General features: G+C 66.9%; 11 protein-coding genes and 1 pseudogene. 7 read left to right on the forward strand and 5 right to left on the reverse strand.

Annotated features, from left to right (window positions below):
• Nucleotides 1–3 precede the first annotated feature (3 nt).
• Both ASG74_RS10345 and ASG74_RS10350 read right to left on the reverse strand, forming a co-directional pair.
• Nucleotides 4–1,812, reverse strand: a complete 1,809-nt coding sequence (locus tag ASG74_RS10345; protein ID WP_082569646.1) for a DNA/RNA helicase domain-containing protein — start codon at nt 1,810–1,812, stop codon at nt 4–6.
• 378 nt (nt 1,813–2,190) lie between these two features.
• A complete protein-coding gene (locus ASG74_RS10350) occupies nt 2,191–5,775 on the reverse strand; it encodes an ATP-binding protein (RefSeq protein ID WP_056142417.1) in 3,585 nt (1,194 codons plus the stop codon).
• Nucleotides 5,776–6,134: 359 nt separating this feature from the next.
• Here ASG74_RS10350 and ASG74_RS17190 point away from each other — a divergent pair, with 359 nt between their 5' ends.
• The gene (locus ASG74_RS17190; RefSeq protein WP_156465348.1) at nt 6,135–7,367 is read left to right on the forward strand and encodes an HNH endonuclease signature motif containing protein; all 1,233 of its coding nucleotides are present in this window, start codon (nt 6,135–6,137) and stop codon (nt 7,365–7,367) included.
• Nucleotides 7,368–7,516: 149 nt separating this feature from the next.
• On the opposite strand, the gene ASG74_RS10355 is transcribed toward ASG74_RS17190, so the two are convergent.
• Nucleotides 7,517–8,917: a hypothetical protein gene (locus ASG74_RS10355; RefSeq protein WP_056142420.1), complete on the reverse strand. Its 1,401-nt coding sequence runs from the start codon at nt 8,915–8,917 to the stop codon at nt 7,517–7,519.
• Between the two features lie 272 nt (nt 8,918–9,189).
• On the opposite strand from ASG74_RS10355, the gene ASG74_RS10360 reads away from it, so the two are divergent.
• Entirely contained in the window at nt 9,190–10,887 is a 1,698-nt protein-coding gene (locus ASG74_RS10360; protein ID WP_082569647.1) for an NmrA family NAD(P)-binding protein, read from the forward strand.
• Between the two features lie 6 nt (nt 10,888–10,893).
• On the opposite strand, the gene ASG74_RS10365 is transcribed toward ASG74_RS10360, so the two are convergent.
• A complete protein-coding gene (locus tag ASG74_RS10365) occupies nt 10,894–11,721 on the reverse strand; it encodes a helix-turn-helix domain-containing protein (RefSeq protein ID WP_056142428.1) in 828 nt (275 codons plus the stop codon).
• 182 nt (nt 11,722–11,903) lie between these two features.
• Here ASG74_RS10365 and ASG74_RS10370 point away from each other — a divergent pair, with 182 nt between their 5' ends.
• The 5 genes and pseudogenes from ASG74_RS10370 (at nt 11,904) to ASG74_RS10385 (ending at nt 16,147) form a co-directional block, all read left to right on the forward strand.
• On the forward strand, nt 11,904–12,761 hold the full coding sequence (locus ASG74_RS10370) for an SGNH/GDSL hydrolase family protein (RefSeq protein ID WP_082569649.1): 858 nt from the start codon (nt 11,904–11,906) through the stop codon (nt 12,759–12,761).
• A gap of 54 nt (nt 12,762–12,815) precedes the next feature.
• Nucleotides 12,816–12,990 (forward strand): annotated as a pseudogene (locus ASG74_RS17195) (aldehyde dehydrogenase family protein); the annotation flags it as partial.
• A 319-nt stretch (nt 12,991–13,309) separates the two neighbouring features.
• Nucleotides 13,310–13,915, forward strand: a complete 606-nt coding sequence (locus ASG74_RS10375) for a hypothetical protein (protein WP_156465350.1) — start codon at nt 13,310–13,312, stop codon at nt 13,913–13,915.
• 207 nt (nt 13,916–14,122) lie between these two features.
• Nucleotides 14,123–14,347: a tautomerase family protein gene (locus ASG74_RS10380; protein ID WP_056142437.1), complete on the forward strand. Its 225-nt coding sequence runs from the start codon at nt 14,123–14,125 to the stop codon at nt 14,345–14,347.
• A gap of 162 nt (nt 14,348–14,509) precedes the next feature.
• A complete protein-coding gene (locus tag ASG74_RS10385) occupies nt 14,510–16,147 on the forward strand; it encodes a LuxR family transcriptional regulator (RefSeq protein WP_056143498.1) in 1,638 nt (545 codons plus the stop codon).
• On the opposite strand, the gene ASG74_RS10390 is transcribed toward ASG74_RS10385, so the two are convergent.
• Nucleotides 16,128–17,057: a hypothetical protein gene (locus tag ASG74_RS10390; RefSeq protein ID WP_056142439.1), complete on the reverse strand. Its 930-nt coding sequence runs from the start codon at nt 17,055–17,057 to the stop codon at nt 16,128–16,130. The two genes, ASG74_RS10385 and ASG74_RS10390, sit on opposite strands and share 20 nt — an antisense overlap.
• Nucleotides 17,058–17,125: the final 68 nt, after the last annotated feature.

Here is a 17,125-nt window from a genome sequence, read left to right on the forward strand (position 1 = left end):
GTCCTACTCGTTGTCGCTGATTCGTCCCGGGATGAGGGACTCGAGGTGGGACTGGGTCTCGGCGTCGGTGGCAAAGATGACCACTGACCGCATTCCGCGGGTCATCAGAACCTTGTAAACGTTGCGGACCAGTCGGTCGAAGTCATCATCACCGACCGTCTTGCGACTTCGGAAGTCCGGGTCCTTGCTCGCGTCGCGCACGGTGATCCATCGGCCATGGCGCCACACGAGGTCGGGCCCGATGATGACGCCAGCGTGGTCGTACTCGAAGCCCTGAGCGGTGTAGACGCAGCCGATCTGGCCGAAGCCGGCGGGGTCGGTCGCCCACAGCGCGGCAGGCGGAGCGCCTCCCACGGAGCGATCGCCCCGCAGGTTCCACGGTCGCGCCCAGTCACCGATCACAACGTCGGGAACGAGGGTCCCGTCGGCTCGCGGGTCGCTCCAGGGCCAGGCGTAGCCCGCGGCGATGCGTGCCGTGAGTCCGGCATCTTGGTGCCTTCGCAGCCACGCCTCCATGTCCTCCGGAGAGCTTGCCGTCCGCAGCTCGAAGCGCGGGTCGCCGGGCCAGATCGAAGGCACGCCGCCCTCGAGGCCAAGCAGTTGCTGCACCCATGAGACATAGACCTCCGAGCCACCGCTGCGGAACTGGTCGTCGAGGCTGATGCGACGGACGCGGAGGCCGCGCGCGACGGCATACTCCTCGATCTCGTCAGCGGTGCCCAGCTCGCCGGGCCGCACAACTTGGTGGTCGTCGAGGAGGAAGACAGGCACCCGCGCGGCGTCGACGAGCTCCTCAAGTTGTGGGCGGGCGACGAGACGCACCTCCTTGCGCGTGTATCTGTTCACAGAGGTCTCGCGAAGGCGGTGGGCCTCGTCGAGGATGAGGCAGTCAAGGCCGTTCTTCTCTGCGTCCATGAACGAGTTGAAGTAGGCGAAAAGCTTCTGCACCCTCGGCGCTCGCTTCCCCGCCACCTTTCGCAGGGTCTGGGTAAAGGACCGCGACCCGGTCGCGTGCATGACGGAGCGACCCTGTCGGGCCAGCTCACCCATGACGGACAACGCAATCACGGACTTGCCGCTGCCGGGGCCGCCGGTGATGATGACGACCGTCTTGGTATCCGCGCCTCGGGCCCGGCCCACGCCGTTAAGGACCTGCTCATAGGCCAACCGCTGCTCATCGAGCAGCGTGAACATCTCGCGCTGCTGCACCTCCTCCGCTGCGACAGCGAGAAGGTGACGGCTGGGCGCAATGCGGCTCGCCAGCAGCGCGTCCGCGGTCTCGGCGCCAGGCTCGGGTGCCAGGTGTGCGCGCAGGAAGTTGACGAAGTCGCCGCGTCGCTGCCCGGTGAAGACGCGAGAGCGTGAGCCGCTCGGTGCGGCCACGATGTCGCCGACACCGGCGTCGGTGGCGTTGTGGAGGTATGCCGCACCTATCAGTGAGTGCTCGTTCTCGGCAAGGTAGGTGGTGAAATCGCGGAGGTAGTCGCAGTAGCCGTCGACTTGCAGGCCGGGGTGCAGATATTCGCGCTTGATGTGTGGTGCGACTCGGAAAAGAGTGTCCGACCCCTCAATGCCCTCGGCCTCACTCCATTGCTTGAGTTCGACGACGACGAACGACGGCTTGCCAGTCGACGGGTGCTTGCCAGCGAGAACGACATCGGCGCGCTTGCTCGTGAGGGGCAGCCTGTATTCGAGGAGCACCTCGACCTGGCCGAGGCCCGCGTCCATGAGGTCGGCCCGGAGTGCCGGGATCGAGCGCTCCCACGAGTGACGTTCGCTGGGTGAGGGGCTGTGCCCAACCTGGATTGCCATTTGTTCCGCCAGTCGATCAGCGAGATGAGCCTCGAGAGCTGACAGCCCGTCGACGGAGGTGCGAAGCAGGTGCACGAATAGTCCCCAAGCAGCACGAAGTAACTCGTGCGGGTGGGGGCATATCCGTGGGAAGCCCGTCGGGCCGCAATGACGAGGTCAGGCTATGACACGGAGAGGCCGCAGCTGGGAAGTTCACCCCAACACCGACTGGTCGCGTGCTGCTCAGGGAAGGTACGGCCATGCAGCGCAACTGGAGCGGTCACTACACAAGGGCGATGGCTCGCGTCACTCCGCCCAGAAAGATGCACATAGGTGCGCAAAGGAGAGTTACCTGGCAGTGAGGGGTTCTCATATCTGACGCACGTTGACTGGCGACTTCTAAGGCCAGGGGTCGCCGCGGATCTCTGCTTCTCGAGCTTCCTTCTTGGCGGCTGCGAGGCGTCGGGCCCAAGTCTGTACGCCTTGTTCGCCAATCTCGGCAACATCGGGGTTGTCGGACCCTGCGAGCTTCTGGGTCTGTTCGACCATCTGCTCAGCGAGTTCGACGTCGCCGCCGGCCATCGGGTCTGCGATCGAGGCGAGGATGCGTTCCGGTTCCGCCTTGCCGGCGAAGAGGGCTGCGATGTCCTCGATGGGTGGGCATTCTCTTCGTTGGAACCCAGATCTGCCGAGCAGTTCGTTGGGATCGGGAACTGATCCGTCCGACAGTCGGGCTTCGATCCAGGCAGTGTCCTTGCCGGCGATCGCCCAGAACACCTCTCGCTTGCACGGGTGTTCGTTGAAACGCGCCCAGAGTGCGGTCTTCTGGTCCGCTGGCAATGTGTGGGTGGCCGGTGCCCACTCGTCGAAGTCGTTGAGGGGGTACTGCACTTTCTCGACGTGGCGGATGAACAGGTCGCTGAACTTGCTGGGTGCGGTGCCGGCTAGCGCTACCAGTGCTCGTTCGAGCGCGTGGTCATCGATCTTGTTCGGGATCTCGAGACTCATCATGGTGTCGGTCCATGTGTCGCCGAGCGCGGCGAGCTGTGCTTCAAGGCGGCCGTTGTCGTCGGTGTCGCGCCGATTGACGTACTCGAACCAGCCGGCCCAGCAGGCGATGCCGAGCGCGGCGACGCGGCGGTCTGTGTGCTCGTTGAGGAGTTTGAGTGCTTCTGGTGTTACGCGAACGAATGAGGTCCAGATCTGGCGGTCGAAGTCGGCTTCGGTGACGAGGTTCAGGATGGTCTGGAGAGATTTGCCGGTGCCTCGTTCAAGGGCGGCTCCGATCACCCCGGCCCGGCTGTCGCCGCAGAGGAGGCGGTTGAGCAGAGGCTCGGGAACTGTGTCGGTTCGCATGAGCTTCTCGATAAGCGGCAGGGCATGCCAGCCGAGTTCGTGCTCGAGCGCTGCCTCGACCCACGGCAGCGGATCAATGTCGAGGGTGGCCAGGTGGTGGAACACGCCTCTGGTTTGATCGGTGCCGCGAAGTTCAGCAACTCGGATCTCGGGTTGGAGTTGCTGAAGGCGGGCGCAAAGGACGGTGGGCGCCTGGTCAAGGTATTCCGCTATGGCTGCGACGACCCGCGCTCGGAGTTCGTTCTCCTTCTTCTCGTGGAGGGCAAGGTAGTCAGGCTCCTCACCTTCATCGTCCTCGTCGCTGGCGTCGTCTGGATCATCGAGAGGAGCTAGAGAATTGAAGAGCGGGTCCGGCTCTGGCCAACGCAAGTTCAGCGGCCGACAGATGCCGTTCAGCCGTCGCCGGGACCCGGGGGAGAGCGCAGAGTTAGCGAGGACGGTGGCGAGCCGGGTCGCTACATCGACTGCGGCGGCCTGCTGGTCTTCCGCGGCTCTCAACCCGGCCGGGAGCGCGTATCCGGCGCCGGTGTGAACCCAGGTGTCGAGCGGTTTCGCGAGCTGCCCGAACGCGGTGTTGTCGATGTCGCCGGCGACCGCTTCCAGGCGGGTGAGAATTGGCGAGGCTACGTCAGCCATCGCACTGCCCGGTAGGAGGAACGACTTGAGGTTGAAGGACCGTGGCTTGTCGGGCGCCATGTAGTTCGCCTCCCACGAGGGTGCAAGCCCTTGCGCGGCGACCTCGAAAAGGACCGTTCGCTCAGTGGCGGTGCTCGTGGGCATCCCACCTATTGCTTCGGAGAGTTTGACGAGTTCAGCGACCTGCACGGACTCTCCGATGTCGGATGACCGGACGTGCTCGAAGTACTCGCCCACGCATGAGGCGCAGTCCTCGCCGGCCTCGACCAGTAGCGCTGCGCCGACGGCCAAGTGCTTTAGGGAAGCTTCGTACCCGATCTGCGGGACGCTGTTACCGGCTAACTCCGCCAAGAATTCTCCGCGCAGCATCGCTGCGTTCTTCACGTAGGCGTTCACTTCGGAATGCTCAAGGTTCGCGACCGTTGAACGAAGGATCTTGAGCATCTGTTTCAGGACGAAGGTGGCTTCGACCGGTCCGAGTGTTGAGTAGTACCGGAGCATGTTTTTCTGCGGGTCTCGAAGTTCCGTGCCTAACGCGGCGAGCACCTGCTCGTGGGTGGGCCGCGCGGGGTGTGAGGCCCCGACGAGTTCAGCGATGATGGTGTTCATCACGATGTCGAACTGACGCCCAGGAAACGCAGCACGCAGTTCGGCGAGCGGATGAGGCGCGACACCGCTCGAGAAGTATGCGTCGGCAACGAGGCTGGCGGCGAGCAGATCCGGTTGAACCGTGTAGGTCACCACCCTGTCTGCTCCCGGTAGCTTCGTCGCAGTGGCGTCGAGGAGACCAGACTCAGCGACCTTCCGGAGCGTCGCATTCACGTCTTGAACCGAACCGCCCTGAACGCTTGCTAGGTCGCGGAACTCGGTGTCTTTCAGGCCGCCGAGGAGTGCCACCGTAGCGACGGTTTCGTACGCATGAACGGAGATGCGTGAGTTGCGCAGGTATCTCCGTACCTCCTGCCGTACCGATTCACCCCGAAGGACGTCGCTCCACTGGCTGCCGTCCTTCAGGAGGGTCCCCAGGCGCACCGCCCAGGCTGGACGACCGTCCGACTGGTCCAGGATGCGCCGCAGTATCGCATCACGGGTGATCCCCATGCCTCGTAGGATCGCGCCGAGCTCAGACCTCGTCATTCGACCTACGGCGACGGACTGGGCGGCCGGCAATTGGTCCTTGACCAGTTCCTTCTCGTGTGGCCAACACACCGCAATCAGCCTGTAGCTCAACTGGTGCTTGCGCCGAATGGTGAGGAGCTCAGCTACCACCTCGGGCCTGGCGCCAGCGTCATCAACGACCACCACGGTTGGGTGCGACTCGAGTAGGTCATCGGCCAATCTGGAGAGGTCAGCGAGTTTCTCTAAGAACAATGCTCCCGCGACCTTGGCAACGAGGTGTGTCTTGCCCACTCCGGGCTCACCGCTGACGACCAGGTCTCCCGCGGCTCGGCTGATCATCTCGATCTCCGCGGCGCGACCCACGGTCGTGAGAGCGACGTCCTCACCTAGTTCGTCGCCCGGTGGACGACTTAGTGTGTAGACGCCCCCACGCAACTGGAGGAGAGAGACTCGCCATTCAGGATTCCCTCTGAGCCTGTGAGCGAACCACGGTCGAGGGTAGATCTCGACGATCTTGAAGTCGAGCTCTTTGGCGGCCGCATGTATCTGCTTCCGTTTCGATGCGTTCAGGACCGCCAGGTTCGCCAGGATCAGCCGCCGGTTCGGCACACCCTTGGTGACCATCTGTCTGCAGCCCCTACGGAGGTTCTCGAGAACGCCCTTGATGTCTCGTGCCGAGGTGACCAGGACACTGATGGTCCCATCGGGGTCAATGGTGTCGGCGTCGCGACCGTCGTCACTCCCGCCGGTGATCGGCACCAGACTCGGATAGAGCTCGGTCAGAAGGTCCGTCGCACAGCGCTCAAACACGTCACGGCTGAAGTAGAAGTCAGGATCTCCGAGGCGACGATCGATCTGATCGAGAAGATTCACGTCAAGCCCCGCTCAGGTCCGTAGACCACTCAACTGACAGAGAACACTCACGGTACCGAACCAGAAACCCGATTCAGGCGCGGAGTCTGCCGACGCAGACAAAGGGTCTGCTGCACGAACGTCGGACTGGACTCGCGCATGAAGTCGCAGTCGCGGCGCTCGGCAACGTTGTTAGCCCGCAGCAACGACGACGCGGCAAACGTGGCCGGCCAACCGCGATTCTGAAACGACAGCGTCGGTCGCGCCCCTCGCGTCCGTGACGTGCGTCTTTCCGCCTCGAGCCGGTCAGCCCGGGATGAGGTTGGCCGGATACGGTGCTCATATCCTTGCCACCCCTCTAGTAACTCGCGGAATCTTCCATGAGCATCACGGAACACACCCTCAAGCTTCTCTGGGGTGACGCCGCAAACTGCTGCGCCATCTGCAAGCGTCTGCTTACCGACGACTCAAGCACCGATCGACGGACCGTGCTTGGCGAGGCGGCACACATCGTGGCCAGAAGCCCTCGTGGTCCGCGCGGCGCGGGCCTGCGGCCTATCGATATCGATGGCTACGACAATCTGATCCTTCTTTGTCCCGACGACCACAAGGTCATCGATGATCGGCCCACCGAGTATTCAGTCGACTGGCTCGTAGCCCGCAAGCGTGCCCACTGCAGGTGGGTAAGGGATTGCGTGAGCACACCGGACACTCCACTAATCGAACGACCCGCCGGGATGGACCAGTTGCTGCTTCGCAACTACGGGCCGACCAACTGGCTATGCCCGCCCAACTCAAACGGCCCGGAGGTCTTCATACGCGTAGCTATCGCCCTGCCAACACCTATGCCAAGGCGTGTTGAGCAACCAAGTGACATTGCGTCACTCCTCGAACCGGAAGACCGCGAGGACCTCATCCTCAGAATGTTGGACAACTCGGTGCTGACTCGAGAGCTGCGTAAACTCCAGGATTCATGGCATTGGGTGGGCGACCTCGCGTGGCAGATCCAGGGCGGGGCGCCGGGACCTGAGGTCACTACCGCGACCTTCGGATTCCAGTGGCCTGCTGCGCGACTCCGTCAGCCACTCGCGCTGAGCTGCGCGGTATTGACTGGGTGGGCCGGAAATCCTGAATGGCAACGGACTCTGCTTGTCGCCATCGATCTCTCCATCAACGTACTCGAGCTTGACCATGAGCGACTTCCTGCCGATGTCAGACATTTCTCGACGCCTGCTCCTGTGCCGGGCGCGCTACAACCGGAGGAACTGGGCGACCTAGTGAGCCTGATGGCTTCCGAGGTTGGTCCGCTCGGGAGCGAAGTCATCGAATCGCTGGCTGGCCTTCAGCCAGAGACGACTGGCCAGGTGGCCGCGTGGCTCCACCATGACGGGATCAGCCTCGATCGATTCGTGAACCTCTCCGGGTGGACCCGGCTACCCCACCCATCTTCGTCCACGCGCGCCGAGGCTGTTGAATCCTGGCCATTCTCTGAAGACAGCGATCAGCGCGGACAACGCCGACTGGCAAGAGGGCTACTTGCCGGCGCGCTTCAGGGCAATGACTACCGGCGCTACGACCAAACACTTGACCGGATCTTCGGCCCCGGCTCCTGACCGACGGATGCCAGGTTCGGGATCCGCGCCTTGCCACCGCGGCTAGCGCGACGGGTGTGTCCTATCGCCGCTTGTGCAGCGGACCGGAGACCCGCATCGACCGCGAAACTCTCCTGATGGCATGCGGGCGAGTCCCGCGAGCAATGGCGTCAGTTGACCCCTTCTATCGCGCTTCCGTCCTGATGGTCGCCAGCCTCGGCCTGGTCTGGGCCGTCCTGTGATGAGTAGTCGGTGGATGACAGGCTGACGGGTTGAGTCGGCTCACGCTCGTCAGGAACCGTCGGAGTCTCGGGGCGCAACTTGGGCGGGGCCGCCGACCACGTCTTCAGATCGCCGAGGACGTTTGCATAGAAGGAATCGGCTGCAGTGAGAACCGAGTCGATGAACGCTCCTCGCCCGCGGCCACGTTTGGTGCCCAACGGGCTGGTGAGCGCGACCCGGAACGACCGAATCTCACGGGCGGGATCGTGCACCAACAGTGCTGGATTCTCGCGCACCGCCCGCAAAAGTTCGGCGCTGGATGAACCTCGAGAGTGCGCGGTCATGCACTCAATACGGGTGCTGTCGGGAGCGTTCTTCAGTTGACGGATAAGCCAGTTGACGCGGGTTGTTGGACGCCCTTCGCGAGGGGCATCAATGTCTACATGGCAGGTGACCTGACCAGCGCGGAGGTCAGCGGTGATCACGAGGTGGCCCGCCGTGTCCGGAATCCGGATCGTGCCGGACAGCTGCCCGGCGCCTGCCAGCTGCTGAGTGAGAGCAGCTGCTCTCAGTGCGGGGTCGGCCATCTCCTTGCGAGACAGGATGGGCACCACTTCGGTGCCGAGGCGGCGTCCCAAACTCAGGCTGGTGAAGCGGAGCAAAGCGTCGAAGCGGGACACCACGGTCGCGACGTTCTTGTCGGTTGCTCGCAGCGTCGCGGTGGCGACTGCGTCGCGGACGCCGGTCCAGGACTCACCCATGTCGTCGAACTCCAACGCTCCACTTCGGGTGTGCTCGAGGTAGCGGATGAGCTCGCCGAGGATCCAGGCTTGGTCCGGGTCAGCGATGCCGCGGAACTCCTTTTGCATGACCGCCTCGGCCAGGACCTGAGACCAGGAGAGGTGGTGCAGTTCGACCTTTCGCAGTTTGCGCTTGTCAAGCTTGGTCGGGTGCTGGCCAGCGATCGCCGGGATCTCGTTGCTGATCGTCAGGAGTGCGTCGAAGCCCTGCTCTCGGGCCACGTCGAGGTAGTTCTCGAGCTGCTCAGTTGCGAGCTCGTTGCTTCCGGTCTTGACCTCCACCAAAGCCGTCCACGCCTTAGCGCCTCGCGAGACGCGGATGAGCCCGTCGGGGAAGACCTTCTTCTCACCAAGCATGAATGGCACTTCGATGTAGCACTCGACCGTTCCGGCGGGCGCGCCCAATGGCTTCAGAAGAGCGCGGTTGAACTCCTTAACCGCGCCGAGAACCGCCAGCAGTGCTGACGTCGCTCGGCGCTCTTGCTCCTCAGCGCCATTGATTCCCGACGTTGGAATCAGACGTGCCTCGTGCCACGACTGCTCAGCCATGTCGCTCCCCCGGTGTGTTCGGATGTGGTTAAGGCACCGTACCGAGACTTGGCGTGGAGGTACTACACCTTCGCCGATCCCCGCGCCGGCGCACAGAGCACCGCGTGAATCCCCAATTCGATTGCCCGGGCCAACTGGTCAAGTCGCCACGGATGCATGGTGGCGACCTCTCGGGCGCCATACGTGTGGCCCATTGAAGTCGTGTGCAAGTGGGGCTCAAGGAGCCAGCGTCACTCTCGTGGACAACAGCTCGTCCACGACAGGAGTCATTGATGTCTACCCCAGCCCAGCCAACCGTCCTTTTCCTCGGCTCGACCGGCCTCATGGGCCGCGAGGTCGTCCGCTCGCTCAACCAGCGTGGCGTCACCCCGCGCGTCCTGGTCCGCGACCCCAGCCGACTGCGGCCCACCGACCAGGTCGAGATTCACCGAGGCGACCTCCGCGACCCCGCCTCCCTCCGCGAAGCCATGCGAGGTATCGACGCCGTCTTCCACATCTCACCGCACGAGGCCGACGAGGTCGAGCTGACCCGCACGGTCCTCGACGCCGTCGAGCGTGAAGGCGCCCGCCTTGTCTTCTCCGGCATCCACATCGACGCCTCAAACCGACTCGCCAGGTGGGCGATGCGCACCGTCTATGGCCGGCTGCTCCCGCGCTACCGCGGCAAGATCTCGATCGGCCACCTGGTCGAGATCTCCAACACGCGCCCGGTCGTCCTCGGCGTGGGCAACTTCATGCAGTGCGACGAGGCCCTCCTCGACGTCATCCGCGCCGGCCAGTTCGTCCTCCCGACCCACCGCGAGGGCCTGAACCGCGTCGACCTGCGCGACCTCGGCGACATCGTCGCCAACGTCCTGCTCGACCCGACGATCCCCGCCGGCGCCTACCCCGTCGTGGGGCCGCGCTCGCTCACCGGAGCCGAGTGCGCCCGCACCTGGTCGCAGGCCCTCGGCATCCCCGTCACCTACGTCGGCGACGACGACGCGGCGATCGACGCTGCGCTCGAAGCCCACCTCACCGGCTACCGCCTCGAGGACTGGGAGTCCTCGTTCAGGGCCCTGCGCGGGTTCGCCGTCACGGCCAAGAAGTCCGAGATCGACGCCACCACACGCCTGCTCGGCCGCCCACCGACCGACTTCACCGAGTTCGTCGGACGCATCGTCGACGAGCACGGACTCGCGCCGGCCACGGCAACGGGAGCGGACGGTATACCGGCGAACGAGGACGCAAGGGGCACTGCGGTGAAGCAGCTCGACCTCCCCGGCCAGACGCACGTCGCCGAGGGCCCGCACGACCACACGGGCATGCATGTCATGCACCACGCCTTCCGCCGCGACCTCGCGCGGTTCGCCGCAGCCGCGACCGCGACGCCGCTCGGCGAGCCGGACACCTGGGCTGCGCTGGGCGAGCGCTGGGACCGGTTCTGCCACGTCCTCCACGAGCACCACCACTCCGAGGACACGCTCTACTGGCCCGTCCTCGACACCGCAGTCCGAGCCCGTGGCACTGACGCCGACCGCGCCGAGGTGGCGGCGATGAGTGACGAGCATGCCGAGATTGACCCCACGCTGACCGCCCTCACCACGGCCTTCCGCGCCATGGCGGACCACCCGTGCGAGGACCGCCGGCACGCGATCGAGATCCGGCTCGCTGGCCTGCGGGAGGTGCTCGGCGCCCACCTCGAGCACGAGGAGACCGTCGTCCTCCCGCTCGTCCAGCGGGTCATGACCGAGGGCGAGTTCGCCGAGGTCGAGCGCGAGATCCAGAAGGGCTACCGCCTGCGCGACACGCCCTTCATCATCGGCTGGGTTGTCGACGGCCTGCCGCAGGAGGCTCTCGAGCGCTTCTTCGCCTTCAGCGGTCCGCCCTGCAAGCTCCTGTATGCCGTGGTGCGGCGTTCGTACGCCCGTCGCGAGCAGCGGGCCTTCCGTCACGCCGGACTGGTCGGGGCACCCAGCCACACGGTGTGAGAGAGGTCAGTCCTGCGCGTCCGAACCGGCGAGCGCAGGTGGGCGGGTGTCACCCAGCTCGGCCACCAGCCGGGTGGGGCTCGCCCCGCTGAGGCTATGGAAGTCGCGGACCAGGTGCATCTGGTCGTAATACCCGGCGCCGTGAGCGACGTCGAGCCACGACCGGCCCGGGCCGACGAGCTTGGCGTCGAGGGCGAACTGGAACCGGGCGATGCGCGCGAACCGCTTGGGCGGCAGACCCAGCTCTCTCTCGAACTGCCTCTCGAATTGTCGAACGCTGAGCGAGGCCAGTCCAGCCATCTCCGCGACACCCAGGCGGCCGTGGCGGCTGAAGGTGTCCATCGCGACCTGGGCGATGGTCGCGGGTGCGTTGTCGTGGAGCTTGCCGAGGAGATGGGCCTCGACCAGCCGGACGCGCTGCTCGAAGCTGGTCGCGTCGGCGAGGACCGACCAGAGGGCGTCGATGCCGGGCCCCAGCACGTCCCCCGCCGGATAGGAGCGGTCAGCCAGGTGCTGCGTGGGGATGCCGAGCAGGCGCTGGAGCGCCGTCGGCTGCAGGAAGACCGCGAAGGACTCCACACCGGCGCCCAGGGCGAGCGTCGCGTTCGGCGAGCAGTGCGAACCCACGAGGGCGATGCGGTGTGCGGGCTCACTCCTCCCGTCGCGATAGTCGACGGTGAACAGCGAGCCGAACTCGAACCCGAGGACCACCTCGAGGGAGGCCGGCACTCGCTGCACCACCGGGGCCTCGAGGGCGCCGGTGGTCCGCTGGGCGTAGGCGCGGACGAGATCGCGCAGGGCTGGGCTGGGCGCGGCGGACTGGAGGGTGCCCATCAACCCTCCTCGCCCGTGGCTGGACGCCGGCAGAGACGTCGCTTTCGTCCTAGGCGACGGCCTCCTGACACCCCGATAGTAGGGATGCAGACCCGTGGCCGGAGGCGGATTCCTCATGGTCGGACGGTCCACGCTCGGACGGGTCACGTCCGTGCGGCGAGCTCGAGAGAGAGGGCACGGCGATGAGACTTCTCGGATGGGTCGTGGCTGTCGGCGTGGCGGCACTCGTGGGGGGATGCGGCGCAGCCGAGAAGCCGGTCACCAGCCCGTCCTCCTCCTCGTCGGCAGGCTCGACGGCGACCCCGGCACCCAGCGCCTCTGGAGCGCCACTGTCCCTCGTGGCGATCGGTGACTCGATCCCCTTCAACAGCAAGGACGACTGCCCGAACTGCACGGCGTTCGTCTACCAGTACGGCGACGCGTTGGCCAAGGCGACCGGGCGCACGGTGCAGCCGAACAACCTCTCCGACCACACCGGCCTCACCCTGCCGCGACTGTTGGAGAACCTCGACTCCCTCTCCACGGACCTGGCGGGGGCCGACGCGATCATCGTGGGGATCGCCCACAACAGCATCGAGCTCGGGACCGACGCGCCCTGCGGTTCGACCCTCGACCCCAACACCGGCGCCCTCACCGACTGGACCAAGGTCGACAAGGCGTGTGCGACGCGCTCGGCCGCAGCCTCGCGTCCCCGCTACGACGAGCTGTTCAGCAAGGTGGCGGCGCAGCGCGCGGGCAAGCCCACCATCCTCATCGCCCTCAACAAGTACAACGACTGGGTCGGCTCGAGCTCGCTCAACCTCACGGCCGACCAGGCGACGCGGACGGTGCTGGTCCACGACGCGTGGAGCGCGATGATCTGCGACTCGGCCAAGGCACACCAGTTCAGCTGCGCCGACATCTACCACGCGTTCAACGGCCCGACCGGGGAGAAGCCGAGCGGGGACCTGCTCGCCGACGACTACACCCATCCGTCGCAGAAGGGGAACGACGAGATCACCCGGGTCCTCGTCGACCTCGGCTTCGCGCCTCTGGCATAGGTGACCGTCCAGAAGCCGAGGCCTCGGCGCTGGGCCGGGGAGTCGAGGGGCGTTGCCCTGCGCACCGACCACCGCATCGACTCCGGCTGGGTGCAGGTCAACCAGGGTGGCGGGCAGGTCGTGGGCCAGTCCTACGGCGGGATGAAGTCCAGCGGTATGGGCCGCGACCTTTCACTCGAGGATGCTCGAGGGCTTCACCCCGATCAAGCAGATCAACGTCAAGCTCTGACGGTCTCGGGACTGGGCGGCGGAGGTCGACGGGACGGGAAGGTGCGCGGACGGCATACGCGAGTGCCTGACCCGCTGGCCCTGGCGAGCCGGCCTGCCGGCTGAGTAGCCGGGCGGATGCCCACCCCGCGGTGAACGGGGATGCTGGTCCTGCCATCACCGCCACCGCAGGCCAGGAGGAACACGTGGGTCCGACCACCGGCACGCACGGCCCGGCCTGGTCGAGCGGGCCGCCCGGGAACGGCGCTCCTCCCCGCTGGTTCGGTGCCACTCATCGTGTCCGACTGCAACGTCGGCCCGTCTGGGTGCGAGTCCTTACCGTGGTTGGCGGATTCGTGTATGCCGTGATCGCGTTCTTTGCGCTCGGCTTCTTCGCCGTGCCGTCCGGGTTCCACGGCTGGCTGCCCGCGGCACTGGGCTACCTCCCGGGCCTGCTCCTCATCACCATGGGGCTCGGCATGGGGCGGTGGCCGATCGCCATCGCCTGGGCCGTCGGGGCCGCCCTGCTCTTGGGCGCTTGGGCCTACCGGCAGTCGGCCCCGATCCACGAACGAATCGAGGCGGTCGCCGCGAACGTGAGCACTCCCCCTGGGTGGACCACCATCGATGACGGCTCGTGGACGGGCAGCACGTGGGGCCTGTTCGGCTCGTGGCCCGAGGTGACCTACACCTACGCGACCCCGGATGCGCCCCAGGTCGCCACCGACAGCTACACCGCCCGACTGGAGGACGACGGCTGGGAACAGCAGCCTCCCCCGGACGCGTCACCGTCCAGCTCGCCGGGCGTCATCGCCGAGACCTGGACGAAGGGCCGCTGGACCGTCGAGGTCCACGTCGCCGGATCTCACTCTCGGCCACGCGAGTTCGACACGGTCGTGCCGGACGCCCTGACCCGGGTGGATCTGTACTTCGACGGTCAAGGCTGAACCAGCGGCACGCCTTGGGTCCGCACACGGCATACCAAGGTCTGTTCCTCGGCACCTGCGGCACGCAGTCCGCCGATGGCCTGAACAGGCCATGGCGCCCCGCGGCAGAGATGGCCTGCTCTCGGGATGTGCGCGGGGTGGCCAGGGCCGGAGGGTGGTCGTAGCGCTTCCGAACTCGCGGAGGTGCCCCGAGCACAGGAGGAAGTCATGCCGTTCATCCAGGTCAAGGTCATCGAGAAGGTCTTCACCCCCGAGCAGACCCAGCAGATCGTGCGGAGCCTGACCGACGCCATGGTCGCGATCGAGGGCGAGAACATGCGCCCGGTCACGTGGTGCGTCGTCGAGGAGGTCAAGAGCGGTTCCTGGGGCATCGCCGGCAACCCGCTGACGACCGAGGACGTGCGCGCCCTCGCCGCCGGCGTATCGGCGTAGGCGCACCCGCCCCCGCGCCCACGTCCTTGCCCACTGGCGACACACCGTGCTGGACCTGGCGTGCGGTCGGGTCTGGCCCTGGAGGTGGCGGCGGCCCGCGGTGCAGGTGGCAGGTCGGATGACGTCCTTGCGCAACGCCGCCAGCTGGCCCACTCTCAAGAGATGAGCAGCGAGCCAGCGGCACCGCCGCCTGAGGAGCTGCTGCTGCGCGCCGGAAGGTGGGAGACCGCCCGCGACGAGCTCCGCCAGCGGTTGGCGGATCGTCCCGACGGCCCAGCCTTCGAGGGCCTCGCCCAGGCGTTGTGGTGGCTGGACGACGGTACGGGCTGCCTCGAGGCACGCGAGGACGCCTACCGCTTCTATCGGGATGCCGGTCAGGATCCCGAAGCCGGCCGTGCCGCGAGTGCACTCGCCTATGACTCCCTGCTCTTCGGGGAAGGCGAGACGGTGGCTCGTGGCTGGATGACCCGGGCAGAGCAGCTGCTGAGCGCGATCCCGGAACGAGCCGGACATGGTTGGCTCGCCCTGCGCCGGGGCGAGCTGGGGCTGGCGACGCAGGGCGATCCTGCGCTCGCCCAGCAGGAGGCCGATCGCGCCTGCGCGATCGGCCGCCGGGTCAATGACCGCAACCTCATGTATGCCGGTATGGCCCTGAGCGGTCTTGCCCAGACCACTGCCGGCCGCCCCGACTCCGGCCTGCGGGAGCTCGACGCCGCCGTCGCAGCCGCCACGACGGGCGAGGTCGACGACCTCATGTGGATGGGCAAGATCTTCTGCTGGCTCATCATCGCCTGCCAGCAGACCCACGACCTCAGCCGGGCCGACGAGTGGTGCCGACGCGTCGAGGCGGTGTGTGAACGACGGCACCTCGACCCGCTCTTCACCGTGTGCCGCATCCAACACTCCTCCGTGCTCATCGAGCGGGGCACGTGGCGGCAGGCGGAGAGCACCCTTGCCGCCGTCCTCGACCGCGTCGAGCCCTCCCGGCGGCACACCCGGCTCGACGCAGTGGTCCAGCTGGGTGAGCTGCGTCGGCGCCAGGGGCGCTTCGCGGAGGCGGAGGAGCTCTTGATGCAGGCGGAGTTCGACCCGTCTGCCATCGTGTCCCTCGCCCTGGTGCGGCTGGCTCGTGACGAGGCGGACGTTGCCTGGGCCGAGATCCGACAGGTGCTGGCAAGGACCCCGACAGCCAATCGGCTGCAACGCGCCCGGTTCCTGCTGCCCGCCGTGCAGGCGGCGCTCGCCGCCGGTGAGCGTGGCGCCGCCCAGCAAGCCGCCGACGAGCTGCGGGAGACCGCTGCCCTCGTGGGCAACACCCCGACGCTCGGCCTGGCCGCCGCGGCGGCCGCAACCCTGGCGCCACCGGCGGAGTCGGTCAGCGCCTGGCGGGACGCGGTGCGCTCGTTCCGCGAGAGCGCCCTGCCCTTCGACGAGGCGGAGAGCCGCCTCGGCCTCGCGGACGCGCTCCTGCAGTGCGACGACGTCGGGGCCGCCGAGGAGCAGGTGTCGAAGGCATGGACCCTGCTCGAAGGCCTGGGAGCCCAAGGCATGTTGACCGACGCGGACCGTCTCCGACGACAGATCGCGTCGGTGCGAGGAACCCCCCACGCTCTGCTCAGCGAGCGAGAACGCGAAGTGCTGCGCTGCGTCGCCGACGGCCAGACTGACCAGCAGATCGCGAAGGCACTGACGCTGAGCCCGCACACCGTCCACCGGCACGTCGCGCACATCCTCATCAAGGTGGGTCAGCCGACCCGGGCCGCCGCTGTCGCGCATGCCCTCAAGCACGACCTCCTGTAGCCGCGTCGCGAGGGATGGCTCGGCGGCGCTCGAACCAGCGCTCGAGGTCGGCCAGGGCCTGCGGGTCGAGCGCCTGCTCCGGGTCCGCGACGATGTCGCGCTGGACGCGCTCGAGAGCCACGGCATACATCGGCGCACCCAGCGCGAACTCGAGGTTCCCGGCATACCAGGGCCGGAAGCGCTGGGCGCCCCAGCGTTGGAGCATCCCGGCGACGAAGCCGGGCCTGCCCCGGCGGGTCCAGAAGCCCACGGCCCGACTGAGGACCCAGGCGAGCGCGAACGCGGCTCCCATGACGGCGAGGGTGGCCGCGACCTCGTCGCTCGCGAAGTTGTCGAGGACGGTGCGCAGGTCGGCATAGATCCTGCGAACCACGGGATCCTGCAGGTTGAGCTGCGTGAGGAACGCCTGCGCGCCCTGCGCCTGGTCCTCGAGGTCCTGGATCGCCTGCAGTGAGGGCCTGCCGGCCCAGGCCGTCTGGACGTGCTCCTTGATTTGCGGCACGGTCTGGAGGACGTTGGTCGGGCGGATGCCGAGGAGGGCGTCCCTGGCCGCGGTGACCTCGTCGAAGGTCGTGCTGATGCGTCCGACCGTCTCTGAGCTGCGCTGGACGGCGGAGTCGAGCTGCTGCGGGTCGGGTGCGTGGTCGCGGGCGTAGTCGAGGGTGGCCTGGACCTGCTCGCGGTGCTCGACGACGTAGCTCGCCTGCTGGTAGCGCAGCAAGAGGTTGGGGACGGCGTGGACCGCGTCGTGGACCTTGCCGCCGACACTCTCCGAGCTGCTCAGCGCCACACTGAGCGCGGCGGCCGCCCCGTAGGCCTTGAGCGCGAACTCGAGGAGGGCGCCGAGGACGCGCCGGGCGAGCTCCTCGGGTCTGCGATAGAGGGGCAGACCCTGTCGAACGGGTGCCATGGTGACTCCAGGGTGTGCATCGTGGTGCTGCGGCAGGGACGGTCCATCGCACCACGTGGTGCACCACC

The organism is Knoellia sp. Soil729 (assembly GCF_001427985.1).
Lineage (GTDB): Bacteria > Actinomycetota > Actinomycetes > Actinomycetales > Dermatophilaceae > Knoellia.

Excerpts from the sequence above, each read along its gene's own strand:
- ASG74_RS10370 (WP_082569649.1), top strand. The coding sequence starts at position 11,904 with ATGAGACTTCTCGGATGGGTCGTGGCTGTCGGCGTGGCGGCACTCGTG.
- ASG74_RS10355 (WP_056142420.1), bottom strand. The coding sequence starts at position 8,917 with ATGGCTGAGCAGTCGTGGCACGAGGCACGTCTGATTCCAACGTCGGGA.
- ASG74_RS17190 (WP_156465348.1), top strand. The coding sequence starts at position 6,135 with ATGAGCATCACGGAACACACCCTCAAGCTTCTCTGGGGTGACGCCGCA.
- ASG74_RS10385 (WP_056143498.1), top strand. The coding sequence starts at position 14,510 with ATGAGCAGCGAGCCAGCGGCACCGCCGCCTGAGGAGCTGCTGCTGCGC.
- ASG74_RS10390 (WP_056142439.1), bottom strand. The coding sequence starts at position 17,057 with ATGGCACCCGTTCGACAGGGTCTGCCCCTCTATCGCAGACCCGAGGAG.
- ASG74_RS10380 (WP_056142437.1), top strand. The coding sequence starts at position 14,123 with ATGCCGTTCATCCAGGTCAAGGTCATCGAGAAGGTCTTCACCCCCGAG.
- ASG74_RS10345 (WP_082569646.1), bottom strand. The coding sequence starts at position 1,812 with ATGGCAATCCAGGTTGGGCACAGCCCCTCACCCAGCGAACGTCACTCG.
- ASG74_RS10365 (WP_056142428.1), bottom strand. The coding sequence starts at position 11,721 with ATGGGCACCCTCCAGTCCGCCGCGCCCAGCCCAGCCCTGCGCGATCTC.
- ASG74_RS10360 (WP_082569647.1), top strand. The coding sequence starts at position 9,190 with ATGTCTACCCCAGCCCAGCCAACCGTCCTTTTCCTCGGCTCGACCGGC.